The sequence below is a fragment of the Cytobacillus purgationiresistens genome (assembly GCF_030813235.1).
GTDB classification, from domain to species: Bacteria; Bacillota; Bacilli; order Bacillales; family Cytobacillaceae; genus Cytobacillus; species Cytobacillus purgationiresistens.
Genome location: NZ_JAUSUB010000042.1, coordinates 1 through 19407, shown reverse-complemented (window position 1 = coordinate 19407; position 19407 = coordinate 1). Strand labels below are relative to the sequence as shown.

Sequence of the window (19407 nt, the reverse complement as noted above, 5' to 3'; positions counted from 1 at the left end):
TTATGATACAATCTTGCTAGCATAACGGACGGAATCCACCAGTAAAGGAAGAAAAAAATGAGCAGAACATTACCCGTAACTAAAAACGATTATATAGATGTAGAATTCGAAGACCTAACCCACGAGGGCGCTGGCGTTGCCAAAGTCGACGGCTATCCCTTATTTGTCCCGAATGCCCTCCCAGGAGAAAAGGCAAAGGTCAAAGTCATCAAAGCCAACAAAGGCTACGGATTCGGACGTCTCATTGAAACCTATGAAGAGAGTCCCTACCGCGTCAAACCACTATGCCCAATCTACAAAGAATGCGGCGGCTGTCAGCTCCAGCACCTCAGCTATGAAGGCCAGCTCCTAGCAAAAGAAAAGCAGGTGCGCGACGTCCTAACCCGAATCGGCAAGCTTGAGGATGTAAAGGTGCACCCAACACTCGGCATGCAGGATCCATGGCGCTACCGCAACAAATCACAGGTCCCAATCGGCGAGCAAGAAGGCGGCCTCATCGGCGGCTTCTACCAGCAAAGAACCCACCAAATCATCGACATGAAAGCCTGCCTCATCCAGCAGGAAAAAAACGATGAAGTCATCCAAAGGGTCAAAGAAATTTGCAGCCGCCACGGCGTCCGCGCCTACGACGAAGGCCGACACAAAGGCGAGCTCCGCCACATCATGGCCCGCTACGGCCTAGTAACAGGAGAAGTCATGATCGTGCTCGTCACAAGAACAAACGACCTCTCGAATAAAAACAAGATCATTGAAGAAATCGCCGAAAGCATTGACGGAGTAAAATCGATTGTGCAAAACGTCAACACGAAGAAAACCAATGTGATTATGGGCGACGAAACCCGCGTCCTTTGGGGAGAAGAAGTCATCTACGACAATATCGGAGACATCAAATTTGCCATCTCCGCTCGTTCTTTTTATCAGGTGAACCCTGACCAGACGAAGGTCTTGTATGAAAAGGCACTGGAATATGCTGATTTGACCGGAGAGGAAAGTGTAATTGATGCTTATTGCGGGATTGGGACGATTTCTCTGTTTTTAGCACAAAAGGCTAAGAAGGTTTTTGGAGTGGAAATTGTGCCCGAGGCGATTGAGGATGCAAAGCGTAATGCTGAGTTGAACGGAATTAGTAATGCGGAATTTGCGGTTGGAAAAGCGGAAGAAGTGATTCCTAATTGGTATGAGGAAGGGAATGCTGCTGATGTGCTGGTAGTTGATCCGCCTCGTAAGGGCTGTGACGAAGCTTTGTTGCAGACGATTATTGCTATGAAGCCTAAGAAGGTTGTTTATGTTTCTTGTAATCCGGGGACTTTGGCGAGGGATTTGCGCGTACTGGAGGATGGAGGATATACAACGCTTGAAGTGCAGCCGGTGGATATGTTTCCGCAGACGATGCATGTGGAGTGTGTATCGTTGCTACAAAGAGAAACTATATAGAAATCCTTAGTTTTAAACACTTTCACAAGCATTTTGTGTTTGTGGGAGAAGGTGAGAAAACGAGGAATAAAGTACTGAAAAACCACATTACCGTTTCGGTGGTAATTGATCTGGGGTGTGGGAACACAATAGAATAAATATAAAAATCACTAATTAAGAATTGGTGATACTATTTTTAACGGTGGTTGTAAGGTAAAAAAAGTACAATTGCACCTAATCAGAATAGGGCGTTCAAATCTTTGAACGTCTTTTTATTTGCCTATTCACTTAACTTTTTTCCAAGTGAGTCTAACAGTTTCACTCCCACATCAAAAACCCAGTCAAAAGTTTCACTGTTATACTCACCCAATTGGCTGTGAACGGCACGATTTAAAATACCTGAAATATCATATATCAATGAACTTTCACTGCTAGTAATGATATTGTTTTTTGATAAAATGTTAGTCATTTTATTTAGACCAAGTCGTTGACCATCGAGAGAGTTCTTTTCAACTAATTTAATCAAAGTTTTTTCTAACTCAATTCTTAAACCTGCAAGAGCAAGTTTTGGATCTTCATATCTTAAATTATAAAATGTATAATTACTACTTATTTTGTTCTCTTTAGTACCAGTAAAAATCCCTGCTTCATCGGCGTTTTTCTGGATTGCTTGTTTTTGGTCCTCTGTAATTAACTCAACTTTACCAAGACCATTTATTTCTAAAGATTTTATGTATTGAATAAACCAAGGCACTAACGCTAATACAATTAGCATTACCGAAATCGAATCAATATTTAATTCTGGTTTCAATATTCTTAACAGAAAAATACCAGTAAATCATATTGAAACAGTTAGTTTAAATTTCATTAAAAGTTCCTCCTAAAGATAGGTATGTTGATTGTCAATTATTAGAATAGAAAACATCACGAATAATGCTTAATCTATTATTCTGTGAATAATTTGAGTTAAAAGATTAGATTGTTTCTTACCTTTAATATACAATGAAATTAAAACTATTGCTAGAAAGGGAAAATAATATGGTCTATACAGTCTCCTCCTCGGAAAAATTAAGAAAATCCGCAGCAGATTCAGAAACAAAAGCTTTGCTTTATTTAATGAATTTCCATGAAAACAGTGATGAAATTCATTATTTTGTTGTAGATTTTTTTAATGATTTAACAGGAATGGATCGAATGGGAGGTAGACTTTGGGATATTCAATCTAAAGGATCAAAAAATAACTCTCCAAAAGCACTGGGAAGAGAACTTGTCACATTATATAAAAACTTCGTTAGTAATTTTAAATTTGATAGTTATATCTTATTTGTTGGGGGAGTATCACCTACGGTTCGTGTTGATTCAATAAAAAATATTTTTAAAATAGATAACATTCAAAAGAATTCACTGAAAAAATTAAAAGAAGGATTAGTTGAAGAAGCTCAATCAAAAACTTATATTAATCCGTCTGATATTATTGATAATAAAATAGATGAATTTTTAAGGAACGTTCTTTTCGTAATTGATGATAAAGAACCTAGTGATTACGTAAAATCTATCATTAAAGACCATATCGCTTTAATACCAAAAAATGATGAGCTAACAGCAATTTTTAATGAGATTCGCAAAATTCAAACGGATAAGAAAAACACGGACCCAGTAGAAAGTATTACTATAACTTCTATTGACCAGTCTTTATACTACTATCGACACTTAACAAGTGGAGAAATAAAAACACTTGTAATAGGAAGATTAATTAATAAAAATCCATTTGAAAAAGCATGTCCTGTTCCTTTTATTGATATCTACAGTTCCTTTCCTCCTGAATCAAGGAAAGATGCATTGGAGGAATGCAAAATAGCATTCTCGAGGGCTCTTTTTAATAAAAATTGTGCCGAAGAATTTTGGATATTGTTTAATGAAACATATAACAAAATACTTGATTATCCAAATAAAAGTGTGGAAGAAATATTTAATTTAATAGATAGAAATACAAAACAAAACTGTCCTGATTTTGATGTCTTGTCTTTAAAATACTTTATTGCAACCGTAAAAGAGGGTTTACAAAATGATAATTAAAAAGATTGCTGTAGGAAATTCACATGAAGCATATATAGAAAATAGATTAACTGAAGAACTAAATGTTATTTCAAGTGATGACAATAACAAAGGAAAAACTATTATGATACAATCCTTGATGTACTGTCTTGGGAGCGAACCAGTTTTTCCATCATCTTTCAAATTTGAAGAATATTATTATATTATTGAGTTTGAGTTCGATAGGACTACATACACTATCTCAAGAAAAAAGGATACTTTTGTATTGTATGTAGGAAAATCAATATTAATATTTGATAATGTTTCTGAACTAAAAAGATACTGGACAAAAAATATATCTCCATTTCCTGAAATTATAAAAAGTGGAGTTCCAAGAATTGTAGATCCTGATCTATTTAATCAAATTTTCTTTGTTGGTCAAGATAAAAAAGATTCTTCGAATATTTCAAATAAAGGGTTTTATAAAAAAAAGGATTTTTACAACGTCATCTATTCATTTGCTGGTCTAGGAGAAAAAACACTAAGTACGGAGGAAATTTCACTTGAAAAAGCAAAATTAAAAAGATTGAAAGAAGAAAAAAAGGTTCTTTTGAAAAAAAATAAAATTTTAAATTCAAAGGAGAAGTCTATCACTTATATAAGTAAACATAGTGATAGAGTAGCCTTTAATGATAAAATAAAACAGATTGAAAATGTAAAAGAAAAATTAGTGGATTTAAAAAATGACAGGAATCGAACATTAAATCGTCGTATAAAATATGAAAACACTTTAAAAGAACTTAATTCTTTGAATAGAACAATATCTACGGGTGAATTACAGTGTTTAGATTGTCACTCTACTCATATTGGATACTCTTCTAGTATTAAAAGAAGTTTTACTTTTGATGTTTCAACTGTAGAGGTTAGAAACCAAATTATTGAATCTATCACTGAGAAGATAAATTCATACACTGAAGAACTAGAAAAACAAACTAGTGAAATAAATATTTATCAACAACAACTTCAAGAACTATTATCTGATGAAGATATAACTTTAGAATCGATTATCCTTTATAAGGAAGATACAATTGACATTAATAAAATTGAATTAGAGTTAGAATCCTTAGAAAATCAAATTTCTAAAATAAGCTCTTCTATTAAAGAAAGTGAATCGAATGGTAAAGAAACTGCTGATAAACAAAATTCACTCATGGAAGATATATTAAAGGTAATGAATGATATATATAAACAAATTGATCCAAATGGGAATTTGATTTTTGATGACATATTTACTAAGAAAAGCGAAGTTTTCTCTGGAAGTGAAGCTACTGAATTTCATTTAGCTAAAGTTTATGCTCTTGTTAAAGTTCTGAAACATCCCTATCCTATTATTATTGATTCTTTTCGAGCAGAAGACTTATCAACAGATAGGGAACAAATTGTTATTGATTTATTTAATCAGCTAGATAATCAAGTAATATTTACAACGACATTGAAAAAGGAGGAAATAGGAAAATATAATGATGTTTCAGAAATAAACCATATTGATTATAGTTATCACATGCCTAGCAAAATTCTTCAAAAAGAATATGTAGATGAATTTACCACACTAACACAAAAGTTGATGGTGGATATTTTGAATTAAAATTTAATATATTTAGAATTTCTAAAAGTATTTAAAAGAGACACTTCTTAATTCTGAAGTGTCTCTTTTGTTTTTACAGGGAGTTGATTAAAATGACAGATTTAACATTGGGAAGTTTATTTGATGGTATTGGTGTATTTCCATTAGCCGCTTCTCATTACGGGATTCGACCAATATGGGCAAGTGAAATTGAAAAAGCTCCCATATCTATTACGAAGCGACATTTTCCTAAAATCCATCATTTAGGAAATATTACAAAAGTAAAAGGTGGAGAAATACCACCTGTTCATATCATTACATTTGGTTCCCCTTGTCAGAACTTATCCAATATTGGTAAACGAGAAGGTCTTACAGGAAGTCAATCTAGTTTATTTTATCATGCAATACGAATTATTGATGAAATGAGGTGTGCAACGAATGGAACATATCCAGTTATCGCTGTTTGGGAAAACGTCATGGGAGCTTTTTCATCAAATAACAGGCTGGATTTTAAGGCCGTGCTTGAATCGTTCACAAATACCGAAATTCCAATGCCTACTTCTGGAGTCTGGGCAAATGCTGGAATGGTCCGAGGGAATAATGTTGACGTCGCTTGGCGAATGTTGGATGCCCAATATTGGGGAAAGCCCACACTTGCTCAAAGAAGAAGACGTATCTTCCTCGTGGCAGATTTTGGAGAAATACGTGCCACAGAAATATTATTTAAAGCCCGCGATTTGCAATCGGTTTTTACGTCTTGCGGAGAGAGCAGGCAATCCTCCGCCATTACCAGTAGAATATCTACTCAAAAAGCAAGGGGGAAAATACCCATCATCCGTCCCTTTCAAGAAAGACGTATGCGAAGTACGGCAAAGGAAAGAAACGAAAAAGGGTTTCACGGCAGTTTCGGAAGAACTGGAGATCCTTTTCCCACTTTACTCGCAGGATCCGTAAATTATTTTTCATTTTGGTACGAAGGAGAAGAAAAAGAAGGATTTATTCGTCAACTTACGCCATTAGAATGTGAACGTTTGATGGGATTACCAGAGGGATGGACAGCCCTTGGATATAAAGACGAAGCTATAAGTGATTATGCTAGATACAAAGCAATTGGAAATGCGATTGCTGTACCATGTGCGGAATATATTATGGCTGGTATTGCGGGAGTTTTAGAGATATAACCAAATTAACGTGTGACAAATTTTATCTGTCATGCTTTTTTTATTCGTTAGTGTGTTTAGAGTAAAGTATAAAATATGTTTGTTTTTTTAGACGTCCTACAATTGTATTTTTGAAAAAATAAATGATAGTTGCTATGATTTGTTCCGAATAAGTATTGCAACTATTACGATGAAACATTATTGATATAAACGATCTTAATAGATATCATAGGGGTATCACGGGTAGTTATAGTATATATAAGGGGGGAATAATTTAAATGGTAGACTTTAGAAAAAGATTGAAAAAGAAACAAATAGTAAAAAAAGTGAATCCTATTGATATTTATGAAACAATTGATCGGAAGAGTGTAACTGGTCCATTAAGACCTGCCCAAAAGGAAATCTTGGACACTTGGTTTAATTCCCGTAAAAATGACAAAGATTTAATTGTAAAATTGCATACAGGTGAAGGTAAAACATTGGTTGGTTTATTAATATTACAGTCTGTATTGAATTCCAATGATGGACCATGTATTTATGTTTGTCCAAATAAATATCTAGTTCAACAAGTATGTGATGAAGCCGAAAAATTTGGGATAAATTACTGTGTGTTTAGTGATGATGGTGGAATTCCCGATGATTACTTATCGGGAGATAAAATATTAATAACCCATGCACATAAAATTTTCAATGGATTATCAGTTTTTGGTATGGGAAACAGATATCAAAAGGTTGGTACAATTGTTTTAGATGATTCTCATGCATGCATTGACATTATAAAAGATGCTTTTTCTATTACTATTGAAAAAACAAAAAATGAATCCTTATATAATACTATATTATCATTATTTGAAGAGGATTTAAGAGAACAAGGTGAAGGAAGCTTTTTAGATGTTCAAAATGGTAGTTACGACACTTTGTTAACAGTCCCTTATTGGACTTGGTACGATAAAAAGACTGAAATTTTAACCATTCTATCAAAAAACAATGATAATAATCAGATTAAGTTCTCATGGCCTCTTTTAAAAGACTCTATTGAGAATTACAATTGTTATATTACAGGAGATAAAATTGAAATTTCACCTTATTCTCCAAATGTAAATAGTTTCCCAACTTTTGCTAATGCTAATAAGCGTATTTTAATGTCTGCAACAACTCAAGATGATTCGTTTTTTATTAAAGGACTCGATTTTGATGTAGATGCGGTAAAAAAACCTTTAATTTATAGTGAACAAAAATGGTCTGGCGAAAAGATGCTTATTTTACCTTCCCTTATAAACGAAGCGTGTGACAGGGATTTAATTGTAACCAAATTTGCAAAATTAAAGCCTGCAAAATTAGGTATAGTTGCCTTAGTCCCAAGCACTAAAAGAGCTCAACATTACCAAAAGCTGGGTGCAACTGTTTCTAATCAAAACAATATTTTCGAGGAATTAGATAAATTAAAAAATAATGAGTTTGGAGAAGTATTAGTTATTAATAATAGATACGACGGTATTGATTTACCCGATGAATCCTGTAGAATTTTAATAATTGATTCTTTGCCCTTTTTTGATAGTCTATCAGATCGGTATGAGGAGCAATGTAGAGCTTCAAGTGAAATAATTAATAAAAAAATTGCGCAAAAGGTAGAGCAAGGATTGGGAAGAGGAGTGCGAGGGGAAAAAGATTTTTGTGCTATTATTATAACTGGTTCAGATATCGTTAGATTCATTAGAAGTAAATCCACTAATAAGTTTTTTTCGGCTCAAACACAAAGGCAAATAGAAATAGGTCTTTCAATAGCTGATATGGGGAAAGAAGATTTAGAAGAAAAAGATTCTGATGACCCATTAGATATTGTAATGTCTTTAATCAAACAAAGCATAACAAGAGATGAGGGATGGAAAGAATATTATGTTTCAGAAATGGACACTTTATCTTATGATGATGATGAAAGTTCATTATATGATAAATTACTGTCCGAAAAAGATATTGAAAAGTTATTTCTTGAAGGAGAATATGATAAAGCAGCTGAAAAAATGCAAAAATTCATCGATTCATTACAAGACGATGATACTGAAAAAGCTTGGTACAGGCAACAGCTTGCTAGATTTTATTATAAAACTGATATATTGAAGTCAAATAGGATTCAGATTTCGGCTTTTAAATCTAACAATCAACTATTAAAACCTAAAAATGGAATAACTTATAATAAGTTATCTTATGTAAATGAAACTAGATTAAATAGAGTGAAATTATTCCTTACAAAATATAGAAATTACGAAGAACTTCTATTAGCAGTAGATGAATATCTTGATAATTTATCCTTTGGGGTTGATTCAAATAAATTTGAAGATGCCTTACAAGAGATTGGTGAACTTTTAGGCTTTATAAGCCAACGACCTGATAAGGATATTCGCAAAGGTCCAGATAATCTTTGGTGTGGTGTAAATAACCATTATTTTATGTTTGAATGTAAAAATGAGGTTGTCGATACAAGAGGTGAAATTAATAAACAAGAAGCAGGACAAATGAACAGTCATTGTGCATGGTTTGAAAAAGAATATGGAGAAAATGAAAAAATAAGTAGATTTTTAATTATTCCGACTAAAGATCTTTCTTATTATGCAAATTTCACACATCAAGTTAAGATTATAAGAAAAAATAAACTTAGAAAACTTAAACAAAACGTGAAAAGTTTTATCCGAAGTTTACATTCATATAATCTAGAAGATATTAGCGATGAAACATTATTAAAACTTTTAAATGAGTATCATCTTGATATTGAGGACCTTAAAAATCAATATAGTGAGAACTATTACCATAAGACTAAATAAAATTTAATATGTATTGGAAATCCATGGGATATTGTTTTTTATACAATATCCTATTTTTATTTTTTTATAATCTTTGCACAAGGATCCAAATAATTTATATATTAACAGATTGGGGGTATTTAACATGGTGAAGTATACTATACGGTCTCCTACTGTTTAAAAGTACAACGCAGACAAACTATTAAAATTACAGAAAGGAAAATGCACAATGGAACTAAAATATGTCATTCCAAATATGGAAAAAACGTTTGGGAATTTAGAATATGCTGGTGAAGGTAAGGTGGAACAACGTCGTATTAATGGGCGTATGACAACATTATCACGCAGTTACAATCTGTATTCAGATATTCAACGTGCAGATGATATTGAGGTAATCTTGCCACAAGAAGCTGGAGAGAAATTCTTTGAACATGAAGAAAAAGTGAAATTAGTCAATGCTAAAATTACTGCAGAAGGCTATAAAATTGGTGATCGTGGATTTACAAAATATATCTTACATGCAGATGATATGATCAAAGCATAAGGAGGAAAAAGAGATGAGATTAGCACAAGGTATTGTCATCGATAAGGAAAAAACGTTTGGTTTATTAAAATTTTCGTCATTACGTCGTGAAGTGTTTCTTCAAAATGAGGATGGCACAGTATCATCAGAAGTTAAGGAACGCACGTATGATTTAAAGTCACGTGAACAAGGTCGTATGATTCAAGTGAGTATCCCTGCTTCAGTTCCATTAAAAGACTTTGATTATAATGCAGAAGTAGAACTCATGGATCCTGTCGCAGATACAGTCGCAAATGCAACTTTTCGTGGTGCGGATGTGGATTGGTATATCAAGGCAGATGATTTAATTTTAAAAGGGAAAACAGCGACATCAAGCACTAATAATCAAAAATCCACACCTAACAAAGAAAAATAATGAAATTTTACTGTGGAAGAGGGAAGCGAATCCGACCGAGTGACGCATCTCTCTTTTTTCAATTTATCTTCTTTGGACTGTTTGGTGTATGGCTCGTTTTCTTTATCCCTTTTCATGTAAAATTTTTACTTTCTACAACGTGGGAACTTGATCCATTTCAAACCCATTTTGTAAGTATATATGGATTAACGTCACTAATCATTAGTTTGTTAATGGTAGCAATATGTGCTTTTGTTTATTATCGGTATCGTTATAATCAGATAAAACAGATGGTGCATCGACAAAAGCTTGCCAAAATGATTTTAGAAAATCAGTGGTATGAAACAAAACAAGTGACGAAAGAAAGTTTTTTCAAAGATATACCATCTAGTAAGGCGAAGGAAAAAATTAGTCATTTTCCAAAGATGTATTATCGGTATGAAAAAGGGATGATTCATATTCAAGTAGAAATAACTCTTGGTAAATATCAAGAGCCACTTTTAAATTTGGAAAAGAAATTAGAAAGTGGCTTGTACTGTGAATTAGTATCGAAAGAATTACACGATTCCTATATTGAATATATCCTTTTCTATGATATGATTGCGAACCGTATTTCAATTGATGAAGTCATTGCGCAGAACGGTCGATTAAAGCTCATGAAATCGATGGATTGGGAATATGATAAGCTGCCACATATGTTGATTGCTGGCGGAACAGGTGGTGGAAAAACGTATTTCATTCTTACATTGATTGAAGCACTGTTAAAAACCAATGCGAAGTTATATATTTTAGATCCGAAAAATGCAGATTTAGCCGATCTAAATACTATCATGCCTGATGTCTATTATAAAAAGGAAGACATGATGGCAAGTATTGATCAATTTTATGAAGATATGATTGCTCGAAGTGAAGAAATGAAACAGATGGAGGGGTATAAAACAGGAGAAAACTATGCTTATTTGGGCTTAGCTCCTCATTTTTTAGTTTTTGACGAATACGTTGCGTTTATGGAAATGCTTGCGTCTAAAGAAAGTACTGCTGTATTAACGAAACTGAAACAGATTGTCATGCTAGGACGACAAGCAGGATTCTTCCTTATTCTTGCCTGTCAACGTCCAGATGCGAAATATCTTGGGGATGGAATTCGTGATCAGTTCAATTTTCGAGTTGCTTTAGGTCGAATGTCAGAACTTGGTTACGGTATGATGTTTGGCAGTGACGTGCAAAAACAGTTTTTCCTAAAACAGATCAAAGGCCGTGGCTATGTTGATAAAGGAGATAATGTCATTTCTGAATTTTATACACCACTTGTCCCCAAAGAACATGATTTTTTAAACGAAATTGCTAAACTAGCCCAATAAAGGCTGCCCAGTGCTGCGGCGTGCGAAGCGAAAGCCGCTGCGCTGGGCTAAGCCTGCGTGGCGACAGCCACGCTTTAACCCCCCATTTCTAACAGGGGGGTAGAAAAACAATAAGAAACTGTTCCAAAAGCCCATAACACCTGATGGTACAACGGTTTGGAGCATATGAAGAAGATGTCAGCTTTTAACCTTTAGTTGACATCTTCTTTGAGTTTGGAGGAATGCACATGAATCAAGAAACCTGGTATCAACAATTAAAAGAAAAACGATTGGAATACGGTGTGTCTCAAAATAAACTGGCTGTTCATATTGGCATTTCAAGACAATATATTAGTGAAATTGAAACAGGAAAAGTGATTCCCTCCGATTCACTAAAAAATACCTTGTTCGATATTTTAGAGCAATTTAATCCAAATGCTCCACTGGAAATCTTGTTTGATTATGTTCGGATTCGATTTTTAACAACAAATCCGAAGCCTGTCATTGAAAATATTTTGAAACTTAAAATGGAGTACATGTTACATGAAGATTATGCGTTTTACTCCTATATGGAACAATACGTTTTTGGCGATATAGTCGTCATGGTTTCACCCGATGAAGATAAAGGTTGTTTACTCGAACTTAAAGGAAAAGGATGCAGACAATTTGAGAATTTCTTATTAGCCCAGCAACGGACATGGTTTGACTTATTTATGGACGTATTTCGTGATGGCGGGGTTTTTAAGCGAATTGATCTTGCGATAAACGATAAGACAGGTGTATTGGATATTCCGTTTTTAACTAACAAATGCCGAAATGAAGAATGTATCTCTGTTTTTCGTAGTTTCAAAAGTTATCGTTCTGGTGAACTTGTACAGAGTGAAGACAAGCCTGACATGGGAAATACGTTATATATTGGTTCTTTAAAAAGTGACGTGTACTTCTGCGCGTATGAAAAGGATTATGAACAATACGTGAAACATGGAACATCACTCGAAGATACAGACGTGAAAAACCGTTTTGAAATTCGTTTAAAGAATGATCGTGCTTACCATGCGGTTGTGGATTTAATGATGTATGAAGACGCTGGATGGACTGCTTTTTCCATTATTAATCGGTATATTCGTTTTGTTGACAAAGACGAGAAAAAGCGTCGCAGCAGTTGGGAAATCAATAAAGAATGGCAACGATTTATTGATTTAGGCGTGAATAGAAAAATTTCTTTAACAACAAAGCCTGAACCTTATACGTTTGAAAAATCACTAAGATGGCTGGCACGTCAAGTTGCCCCTACTTGGAAACTGGCGACAAAAATAGATGAACTCAATCAAACCAGTGTAATCAAGGATATGTTGGAACAGGTAGAGTTATCCGAACGTCATCAAAAGATACTCATGCAACAAACCATCCCTATCGAGAAAGTGATCCAACCACTGGCAGATAATGAATGAGTAACGAATGAAGGGAGAAATCCAAATGAACTTTGGGCAAAATTTGTACAATTGGTTTCTTAGTAATGCGCAATCCTTAGTATTGATGGCTATTGTTGTGATTGGAATTTATTTAGGCTTTAAACGGGAGTTTTCCAAGCTGATTGGCTTTTTAATTATTGCGTTGGTTGCAGTAGGATTAGTCTTTAATGCGGCCGGTGTGAAAGATGTATTGTTAAACCTATTTAATCGAATCATAGGGGCTTAATTGTACCGTTTTTTGTGGAAGATAAGTGGTCTTCTTATGTTCTGCAAAAAAATGGTGAACCAAACGGTAGTGCGGTAAGGATTAACAAGTCTATTTTGTGTGTCAGCAGATCATAAGCTGCTGCTTTTTTTATGGCCATTTTTAATAAAAAAGGATGTGAGTTTTTATGAAAATGCAAGTTTTCATAACGAATCTTGGCAAATACAATGAAGGGGAAGTTAATGGTGCATGGTTTTCACCACCTATTGATTTTGAGCAAGTGAAAGAGCGCATCGGTTTGAACGGAGAGTATGAAGAATATGCAATATTCGATTACGAACTTCCCTTTGAAATCGGTGAATATACGCTCATTTCAGAAGTGAACCGTTTATGTGCCATGGTGGCAGAAATTGAAGGTACACCGCTTTATGATTCTCTTTCTGAAGTGCAAAGCTATTGGTTTAATAGTGTAGAAGAATTACTGGAACACCAAGATGATATTATGTATTATCCAGATTGTGAGAATATGGCAGATGTCGCAAGAGTGTTGGTAGAAGAAACAGGAATGTTGGGGGAAGTCCCCGCTAATCTACAAAACTATTTTGATTATGAAGCTTTTGGGCGTGATCTAGAAATTGAGGGTAGTTTTCTAATTACGTCAAATGGTGTATTTGAATATACGCAGTAAGTGGAAAGCAGCTTGTTCTCGTACAGGCTGCTTTTCTATATACGAAAGGATGATTTTATATGAAAAAACTTAAAAGCTATACCCGTATTTGGTCAGTCGAAAAAGTGATTTATGCCATTAATGATTTTCGTTTGCCTTTTCCCGTAACATTCAATCAAATGTCATGGTTTGTACTTTCACTCTTAGTCGTCATGTTATTAGGAAATCTTCCTCCACTTTCTTTGATCGATGGGGCGTTATTAAAATATGTCGGAATACCAGTTGGTTTGACATGGTTTATGAGCCAGAAAACATTTGATGGCAAAAAACCGTATAGCTTTCTCAAGTCCGTATTGACTTATTTGTTCCGGTCCAAAATCATCTATGCAGGTAAACCCGTCAAACTAAAACGTGTGAAGGTAAATGAAAACATGACAGCTGTAAGGAGTGAATTGCATGCGCTATCCGATTAAATACATGGAAAATAATCTTGTCTTTAACCATGATGGGGAATGTTTTGCCTACTATGAGTTACTTCCCTATAACTATTCCTTTCTCTCACCAGAAGAAAAAATGCAGGTACATGATCACTTTCGTCAGTTGATTGCGCAAAATCAAGACGGTAAAATTCATGCTTTACAGATTAGTACCGCAAGTAGTATCCGATCAACGCAGGAACGAAGTAAAGAGTTAGTGACAGGACGATTACAAGAGGTTGCTTATGAACGCATTGACGACCAAACAGAAGCACTTGTTTCCATGATTGGTGAATATCAAGTAGACTATCGTTTCTTTATCGGTTTTAAGCTGTTGCTGAATGAAGAAGAAGTCAGTATGAAATCAATTGGGAATTCCATTAAAAATTCGCTTTCTTCTTTTGTCCGCGATGTGAATCATCATCTGATGGGCGATTTTGTTTCCATGCCGCATGATGAAATTAGACGTTTCCTTAAAATGGAGTCTTTATTACAAAACAAAATTTCAAGACGTTTTAAAATACGTCCTTTAAATAAAAATGACTTTGGTTATCTAATTGAACATCTTCATGGCCAATCGGGAATTGCTTATGAAGAGTATGATTATATTCTCCCGCAAAAAAAATTAAAAAAGGAAACTTTAGTCAAACGTTATGACATCATTAAACCAACACGTTGTCTGATTAAAGAAAATCAACGTTATTTAAAAATTGAGCAGGAAGAACAAACCACTCATGTGGCTTACTTTACGATTAATTCCATTGTTGGTGATCTTGAGTTTCCATCGGATGAAATCTTTTATTATCAACAACAACAATTCGATTTTCCGATTGATACTTCCATGAATGTGGAAATAGTCACCAACAAAAAAGCCTTATCTACGGTGCGGAATAAGAAAAAAGAACTCAAAGACTTAGATAATCATGCATGGGAATCTGATAATGAAACGGGTAATAATGTGTTGGAAGCTTTAGAACAGGTGAATGAACTGGAAGATGTCCTCGATCAGAGTAAAGAATCGATGTATAAGTTAAGTTATGTCATTCGAGTGTCTGCTTCTACCCAAGATGAACTGAAACAGCGTTGTAATGAAGTGAAGGATTTTTACGATGACTTAAACGTAAAACTCGTTCGCCCATTCGGGGATATGGCCGGTTTACATGGGGAATTTATTCCCGCCAGTAAACGTTATATGAATGACTATATTCAGTACGTGACCTCTGATTTTTTAGCAGGACTTGGATTTGGTGCAACACAAATGCTTGGAGAAACAGAAGGAATATACATCGGCTATAACCTGGATACTGGACGTAATGTCTATTTGAATCCAAGTCTTGCCAGCCAAGGTGTAAAAGGTTCGGTCACCAATGCGTTAGCTTCTGCTTTCTTAGGTTCACTTGGTGGCGGGAAATCTTTTAGTAATAATCTGCTTGTCTATTATGCGGTTCTCTTTGGTGGTCAGGCTCTCATTGTTGACCCAAAGGCAGAACGAGGAAACTGGAAAAAGACATTGCCTGAAATGGCCCATGAAATAAATATTGTGAATTTAACAAGTGATGATCACAATAAAGGATTGCTTGACCCGTATGTCATTATGAAAAAGAAAAAGGATTCGGAAAGTCTTGCGATTGATATACTCACTTTTCTTACAGGCATATCAAGTCGTGATGGTGAGAAATTTCCTGTGTTAAGAAGAGCGATTCGAGCCGTCAGTCAACAGGAGGAACGTGGTTTAACTCTTGTCATTCATGAACTAAGAAGTGACCCTAATCCATTAGCTGGTCCTATCGCTGACCATATCGAAAGTTTTACCGACTATGACTTTGCCCACCTTCTGTTTTCAGATGGAACCGTGAAAAACTCGATTAGCTTAGAAAAACAATTAAATATCATTCAAGTGGCGGATTTAGTGTTACCAGATGCAGAAACAAGCTTTGAAGAATATACGACGATGGAGTTACTTAGTGTCGCTATGCTCATCGTCATTTCTACCTTTGCATTGGATTTTATCCATTCGGATCGGAGTGTATTCAAAATAGTAGATTTAGACGAAGCTTGGTCATTCTTGCAAGTGGCACAAGGGAAAACACTCTCAAACAAATTAGTGCGAGCAGGGCGTGCGATGAATGCGGGGGTGTACTTCGTCACACAAAATGCAGATGATCTAACCGATGAAAAACTAAAAAATAATATCGGTGTGAAGTTTGCTTTTCGCTCTAGGGATATAAATGAAATAAAAAAGACACTTGAATTTTTTGGAGTAGATAAAGAAGATGAAGGGAATCAAAGAAGACTTCGGGAACTGGAAAACGGTCAATGTTTAATTCAAGATTTGTATGGGCGTGTTGGAATTATTCAAGTCCATCCTGTCTTTGAAGATTTATTCGATGCTTTTGATACTCGACCACCTATCAAGGAGAATGAAACGAGGTGACGATGTGAACAAACAAAAATTGAAAAAGATAGTCATGACGGTGGTACCCATTAGTGCCGCTGTTTTTTTGTTGCTTCTTTTGCTTGGTACATTTGCACAAGCAGCTGGATTAGTTGATGATACGGTATCTGAAGACAATCTTTTTTCTAAGTATCCTCTCGAACATTATCAACTCGATTTTTATATTGATACAGGTTGGGAGTGGTTACCTTGGAATTGGACAGATGGGATCGGAAAGCAGGTTATGTATGGGTTGTATACGATTACGAATTTTATCTGGATTATTAGCCTGTATTTGTCTAATGCGACAGGCTACTTAATTCAACAAGCCTATTCACTCGATTTCATTTCACAAACGGCAGAAGCTATCGGGAAAAACATGCAAACATTGGCTGGAATTACCGCAAGTGGCTTTAGCAGTTCTGGCTTTTATGTGGGCTTCCTCCTTCTTTTCATTTTAGTAATTGGAATTTACGTGGCGTATACAGGGTTAATGAAACGAGAAACGACGAAAGCGATTCGTGCGATCCTCAATTTTTTAGTGGTGTTTATTCTGTCTGCTTCCTTTATTGCCTATGCTCCAACGTATATCACGAAAGTTAATGACTTTTCCGCTGATATTAGTCAAGCAAGTTTAGACTTAGGAACCAAAATCTTGATGCCTAACTCTGATAGTCAAGGAAAAGACAGTGTTGATCTGATACGGAATAACCTCTTTTCCATTCAAGTAGAGCAGCCATGGATGTTATTACAGTTTGATGATTCGGATAAAGAAACGATTGGTGAAGACCGTGTTGAAACCTTGGTCTCCATCAGTCCTGATGCAAATAACGGGAAAGACCGTGAGAATGCCGTCAAAGCGGAAATCGAAGACCATGACAATAAAAACTTAACGATTACGAAGACCACTACTCGCTTAGGAATGGTCTTCTTTTTATTTCTGTTTAATATCGGGATTTCGATTTTCGTATTTCTTCTCTCAGGGATCATGATTTTCTCACAAATTCTGTTTATTATCTATGCGATGTTTCTGCCTATTAGTTTTTTACTTTCCATGATACCTACTTTTGAAAACATGGGAAAACAGGCGATTATGAAACTATTTAATGTGATTATGTTACGAGCCGGCATCACCTTGATTATTACAGCTGCTTTTAGCATCTCATCCATGCTTTACGGTTTAACGATGAGCTATCCATTTTTCTTGATTGCCTTCTTACAGATTGTGACATTTGCAGGCATTTACATGAAACTTGGTGACATCATGAGCATGTTTAACTTGCAAAGTAATGATTCTCAAAATGTTGGACGTAAAGTCATACGCCGTCCTTACCGAATGTTCAACAGTGGTAGTCGTCGATTACAACGCTCAATTGGACGAACATTTGCAGGCGCTACGGCTGGTGCAACAGTTGGAGCGATGGTTGGCAAGTCAAAGCAAACAAAGGGTTCCTCTCTTCCTATCCGACCATTACAACGGCTAACGTCAGCCGCAACAAAGGATAAGCAACGTACAAATGATAGTCTAAAACCAACTTCATTGAGCCAGAAAATCGGTCAAGTAACAGGGAAGGTGCTTGGTGCAAAAAGTCAGTTCCGTGCGAATATAGAGCACCGTAAAGAACAACTACAAGATTTACCTACGAATACCAAATATGCCGTTATGCAAGGAAAGGAACAACTAAAAAAACCTGCCCGTGATTTTAAAGAAGGCATCGCGCAGGCAAAAGAAAAAAGGCAACATGTAAATGTAACACGCAAAGCGAACCACCGTCAAAACCTTGAAAATAAACGGCTGGCATTGGAAAAAAAGCGCACCCCTTCTCGTGATACTGCCATTCACGAGAGACCAGTTGCACAGGGGAACAATGAATCTTTCCATCAGAATAAATCAAAGAAACCAATTATTTATCAAACGCGAGAGACAAGACCTATCACCAAAATGGATTACAACGAGCAGACCACATTACAACAACAGCCATCACGTTTAAACAGGAAAGAAGATTTGATTCATACCGATGAGCCTAAACAACCTGTCAAAAAAGCACAGCCATCTCTAAATGAAGAACGTTCTCTACCAAAAAACAGGCAGCAAGTCATCAAGCGTCCCTCTAAACCTTTGAAGCGTACAAAGCAGAAACAGATTAGCAAACGTTTCGTGCATACAAGTAGGAGGGAACGCTGATGAAGGTTATGAGATTAAAGATCCTATTACTTGCTTGGGGACTAGGCTTTCTTGCCTTGTTTGGGCTACTGGCATTTGTAGCGATTTTTATTTCCAATGAGGACGATGCAACAGGGAACGATGATTTAATGGGTGATAGAGGTAGTATATCGGTGTCAGCAGATGTGTTAAAACATCGGCCAATGGTAGAAAAGTATGCGAAAGAATATGGCATTAGTGAGTATGTCTCTACTCTGCTTGCCATTATCCAAGTCGAAAGTGGTGGGAAACTCTCAGACGTGATGCAATCGAGTGAATCATTGGGACTTCCACCCAATTCATTAGATACCGAAGCATCGATTCAGCAAGGAACAAAATACTTTGCAGATTTAGTACGTTCCGCAGGAGCAAGTGGTGTCGATGGCAATTCAGTCATTCAAGCCTATAACTATGGTGGTGCTTTTATTGATTATGTCGCAAAAAGAGGAACGCAATACAGCTTTGAACTAGCACAAAGCTTTGCGAGGGAACGTTCGGGTGACAGTAAAGTTACTTACACAAATCCAGTAGCCGTAAAGAAAAACGGCGGCTGGCGTTATCTTTACGGAAATATGTTTTATGGTGCGACACGTTTCTAACTGAAAAGGTTAGGCACTTAAATCTGAAAACGAAAGTATCGTTTTCTATTAAGGAGAACTGATAA

16 protein-coding genes are annotated in these 19407 nt (G+C 35.6%); 15 read left to right on the top strand and 1 reads right to left on the bottom strand.

Going from position 1 to position 19407, the window contains the following annotated elements:
* Positions 1–57 precede the first annotated feature (57 nt).
* Positions 58–1434 carry a 23S rRNA (uracil(1939)-C(5))-methyltransferase RlmD gene (gene rlmD, locus J2S17_RS26335; protein ID WP_307479751.1) on the top strand — a complete coding sequence of 459 codons (1377 nt, stop codon included), beginning with the start codon at positions 58–60 and terminating at the stop codon, positions 1432–1434.
* 259 nt (positions 1435–1693) lie between these two features.
* On the opposite strand, the gene J2S17_RS26330 is transcribed toward rlmD, so the two are convergent.
* Entirely contained in the window at positions 1694–2224 is a 531-nt protein-coding gene (locus J2S17_RS26330; protein ID WP_307479750.1) for a hypothetical protein, read from the bottom strand.
* Between the two features lie 191 nt (positions 2225–2415).
* On the opposite strand from J2S17_RS26330, the gene J2S17_RS26325 reads away from it, so the two are divergent.
* From J2S17_RS26325 to J2S17_RS26260, 14 genes are all read left to right on the top strand, one after another.
* A complete protein-coding gene (locus J2S17_RS26325) occupies positions 2416–3489 on the top strand; it encodes a hypothetical protein (RefSeq protein ID WP_307479749.1) in 1074 nt (357 codons plus the stop codon).
* Positions 3479–5092, top strand: coding sequence for a hypothetical protein (locus tag J2S17_RS26320; RefSeq protein ID WP_307479747.1), 1614 nt, complete (start codon positions 3479–3481; stop codon positions 5090–5092). The genes J2S17_RS26325 and J2S17_RS26320 overlap by 11 nt, the downstream gene beginning before the upstream one ends.
* A 92-nt stretch (positions 5093–5184) precedes the next feature.
* On the top strand, positions 5185–6252 hold the full coding sequence (locus J2S17_RS26315) for a DNA cytosine methyltransferase (protein WP_307479745.1): 1068 nt from the start codon (positions 5185–5187) through the stop codon (positions 6250–6252).
* 257 nt (positions 6253–6509) lie between these two features.
* Entirely contained in the window at positions 6510–9050 is a 2541-nt protein-coding gene (locus J2S17_RS26310) for a DEAD/DEAH box helicase (protein WP_307479742.1), read from the top strand.
* A 208-nt stretch (positions 9051–9258) separates the two neighbouring features.
* Positions 9259–9573: a YdcP family protein gene (locus J2S17_RS26305; protein WP_307479740.1), complete on the top strand. Its 315-nt coding sequence runs from the start codon at positions 9259–9261 to the stop codon at positions 9571–9573.
* A 13-nt stretch (positions 9574–9586) separates the two neighbouring features.
* On the top strand, positions 9587–9967 hold the full coding sequence (locus J2S17_RS26300; RefSeq protein ID WP_307479738.1) for a YdcP family protein: 381 nt from the start codon (positions 9587–9589) through the stop codon (positions 9965–9967).
* Positions 9967–11307, top strand: a complete 1341-nt coding sequence (locus tag J2S17_RS26295; protein ID WP_307479736.1) for an FtsK/SpoIIIE domain-containing protein — start codon at positions 9967–9969, stop codon at positions 11305–11307. The genes J2S17_RS26300 and J2S17_RS26295 overlap by 1 nt, the downstream gene beginning before the upstream one ends.
* 227 nt (positions 11308–11534) lie before the next feature.
* Positions 11535–12737 (top strand): MobT family relaxase, encoded by a 1203-nt coding sequence (gene mobT, locus J2S17_RS26290; protein WP_307479734.1) that lies wholly within the window; start codon positions 11535–11537, stop codon positions 12735–12737.
* Positions 12738–12762: 25 nt separating this feature from the next.
* On the top strand, positions 12763–12984 hold the full coding sequence (locus J2S17_RS26285) for a hypothetical protein (protein ID WP_010097509.1): 222 nt from the start codon (positions 12763–12765) through the stop codon (positions 12982–12984).
* 166 nt (positions 12985–13150) lie between these two features.
* Positions 13151–13651 (top strand): antirestriction protein ArdA, encoded by a 501-nt coding sequence (locus J2S17_RS26280; RefSeq protein ID WP_307479728.1) that lies wholly within the window; start codon positions 13151–13153, stop codon positions 13649–13651.
* 59 nt (positions 13652–13710) lie between these two features.
* Positions 13711–14103: a conjugal transfer protein gene (locus J2S17_RS26275; RefSeq protein WP_307479727.1), complete on the top strand. Its 393-nt coding sequence runs from the start codon at positions 13711–13713 to the stop codon at positions 14101–14103.
* On the top strand, positions 14087–16540 hold the full coding sequence (tcpF, locus tag J2S17_RS26270; protein ID WP_307479726.1) for a conjugal transfer ATPase TcpF: 2454 nt from the start codon (positions 14087–14089) through the stop codon (positions 16538–16540). Before J2S17_RS26275 ends, tcpF begins: the two co-directional genes overlap by 17 nt.
* Positions 16527–18725: a CD3337/EF1877 family mobilome membrane protein gene (locus tag J2S17_RS26265; RefSeq protein ID WP_370875133.1), complete on the top strand. Its 2199-nt coding sequence runs from the start codon at positions 16527–16529 to the stop codon at positions 18723–18725. The genes tcpF and J2S17_RS26265 overlap by 14 nt, the downstream gene beginning before the upstream one ends.
* Positions 18725–19342 carry a lysozyme family protein gene (locus J2S17_RS26260; protein WP_442342054.1) on the top strand — a complete coding sequence of 206 codons (618 nt, stop codon included), beginning with the start codon at positions 18725–18727 and terminating at the stop codon, positions 19340–19342. Before J2S17_RS26265 ends, J2S17_RS26260 begins: the two co-directional genes overlap by 1 nt.
* Positions 19343–19407 lie beyond the last annotated feature (65 nt).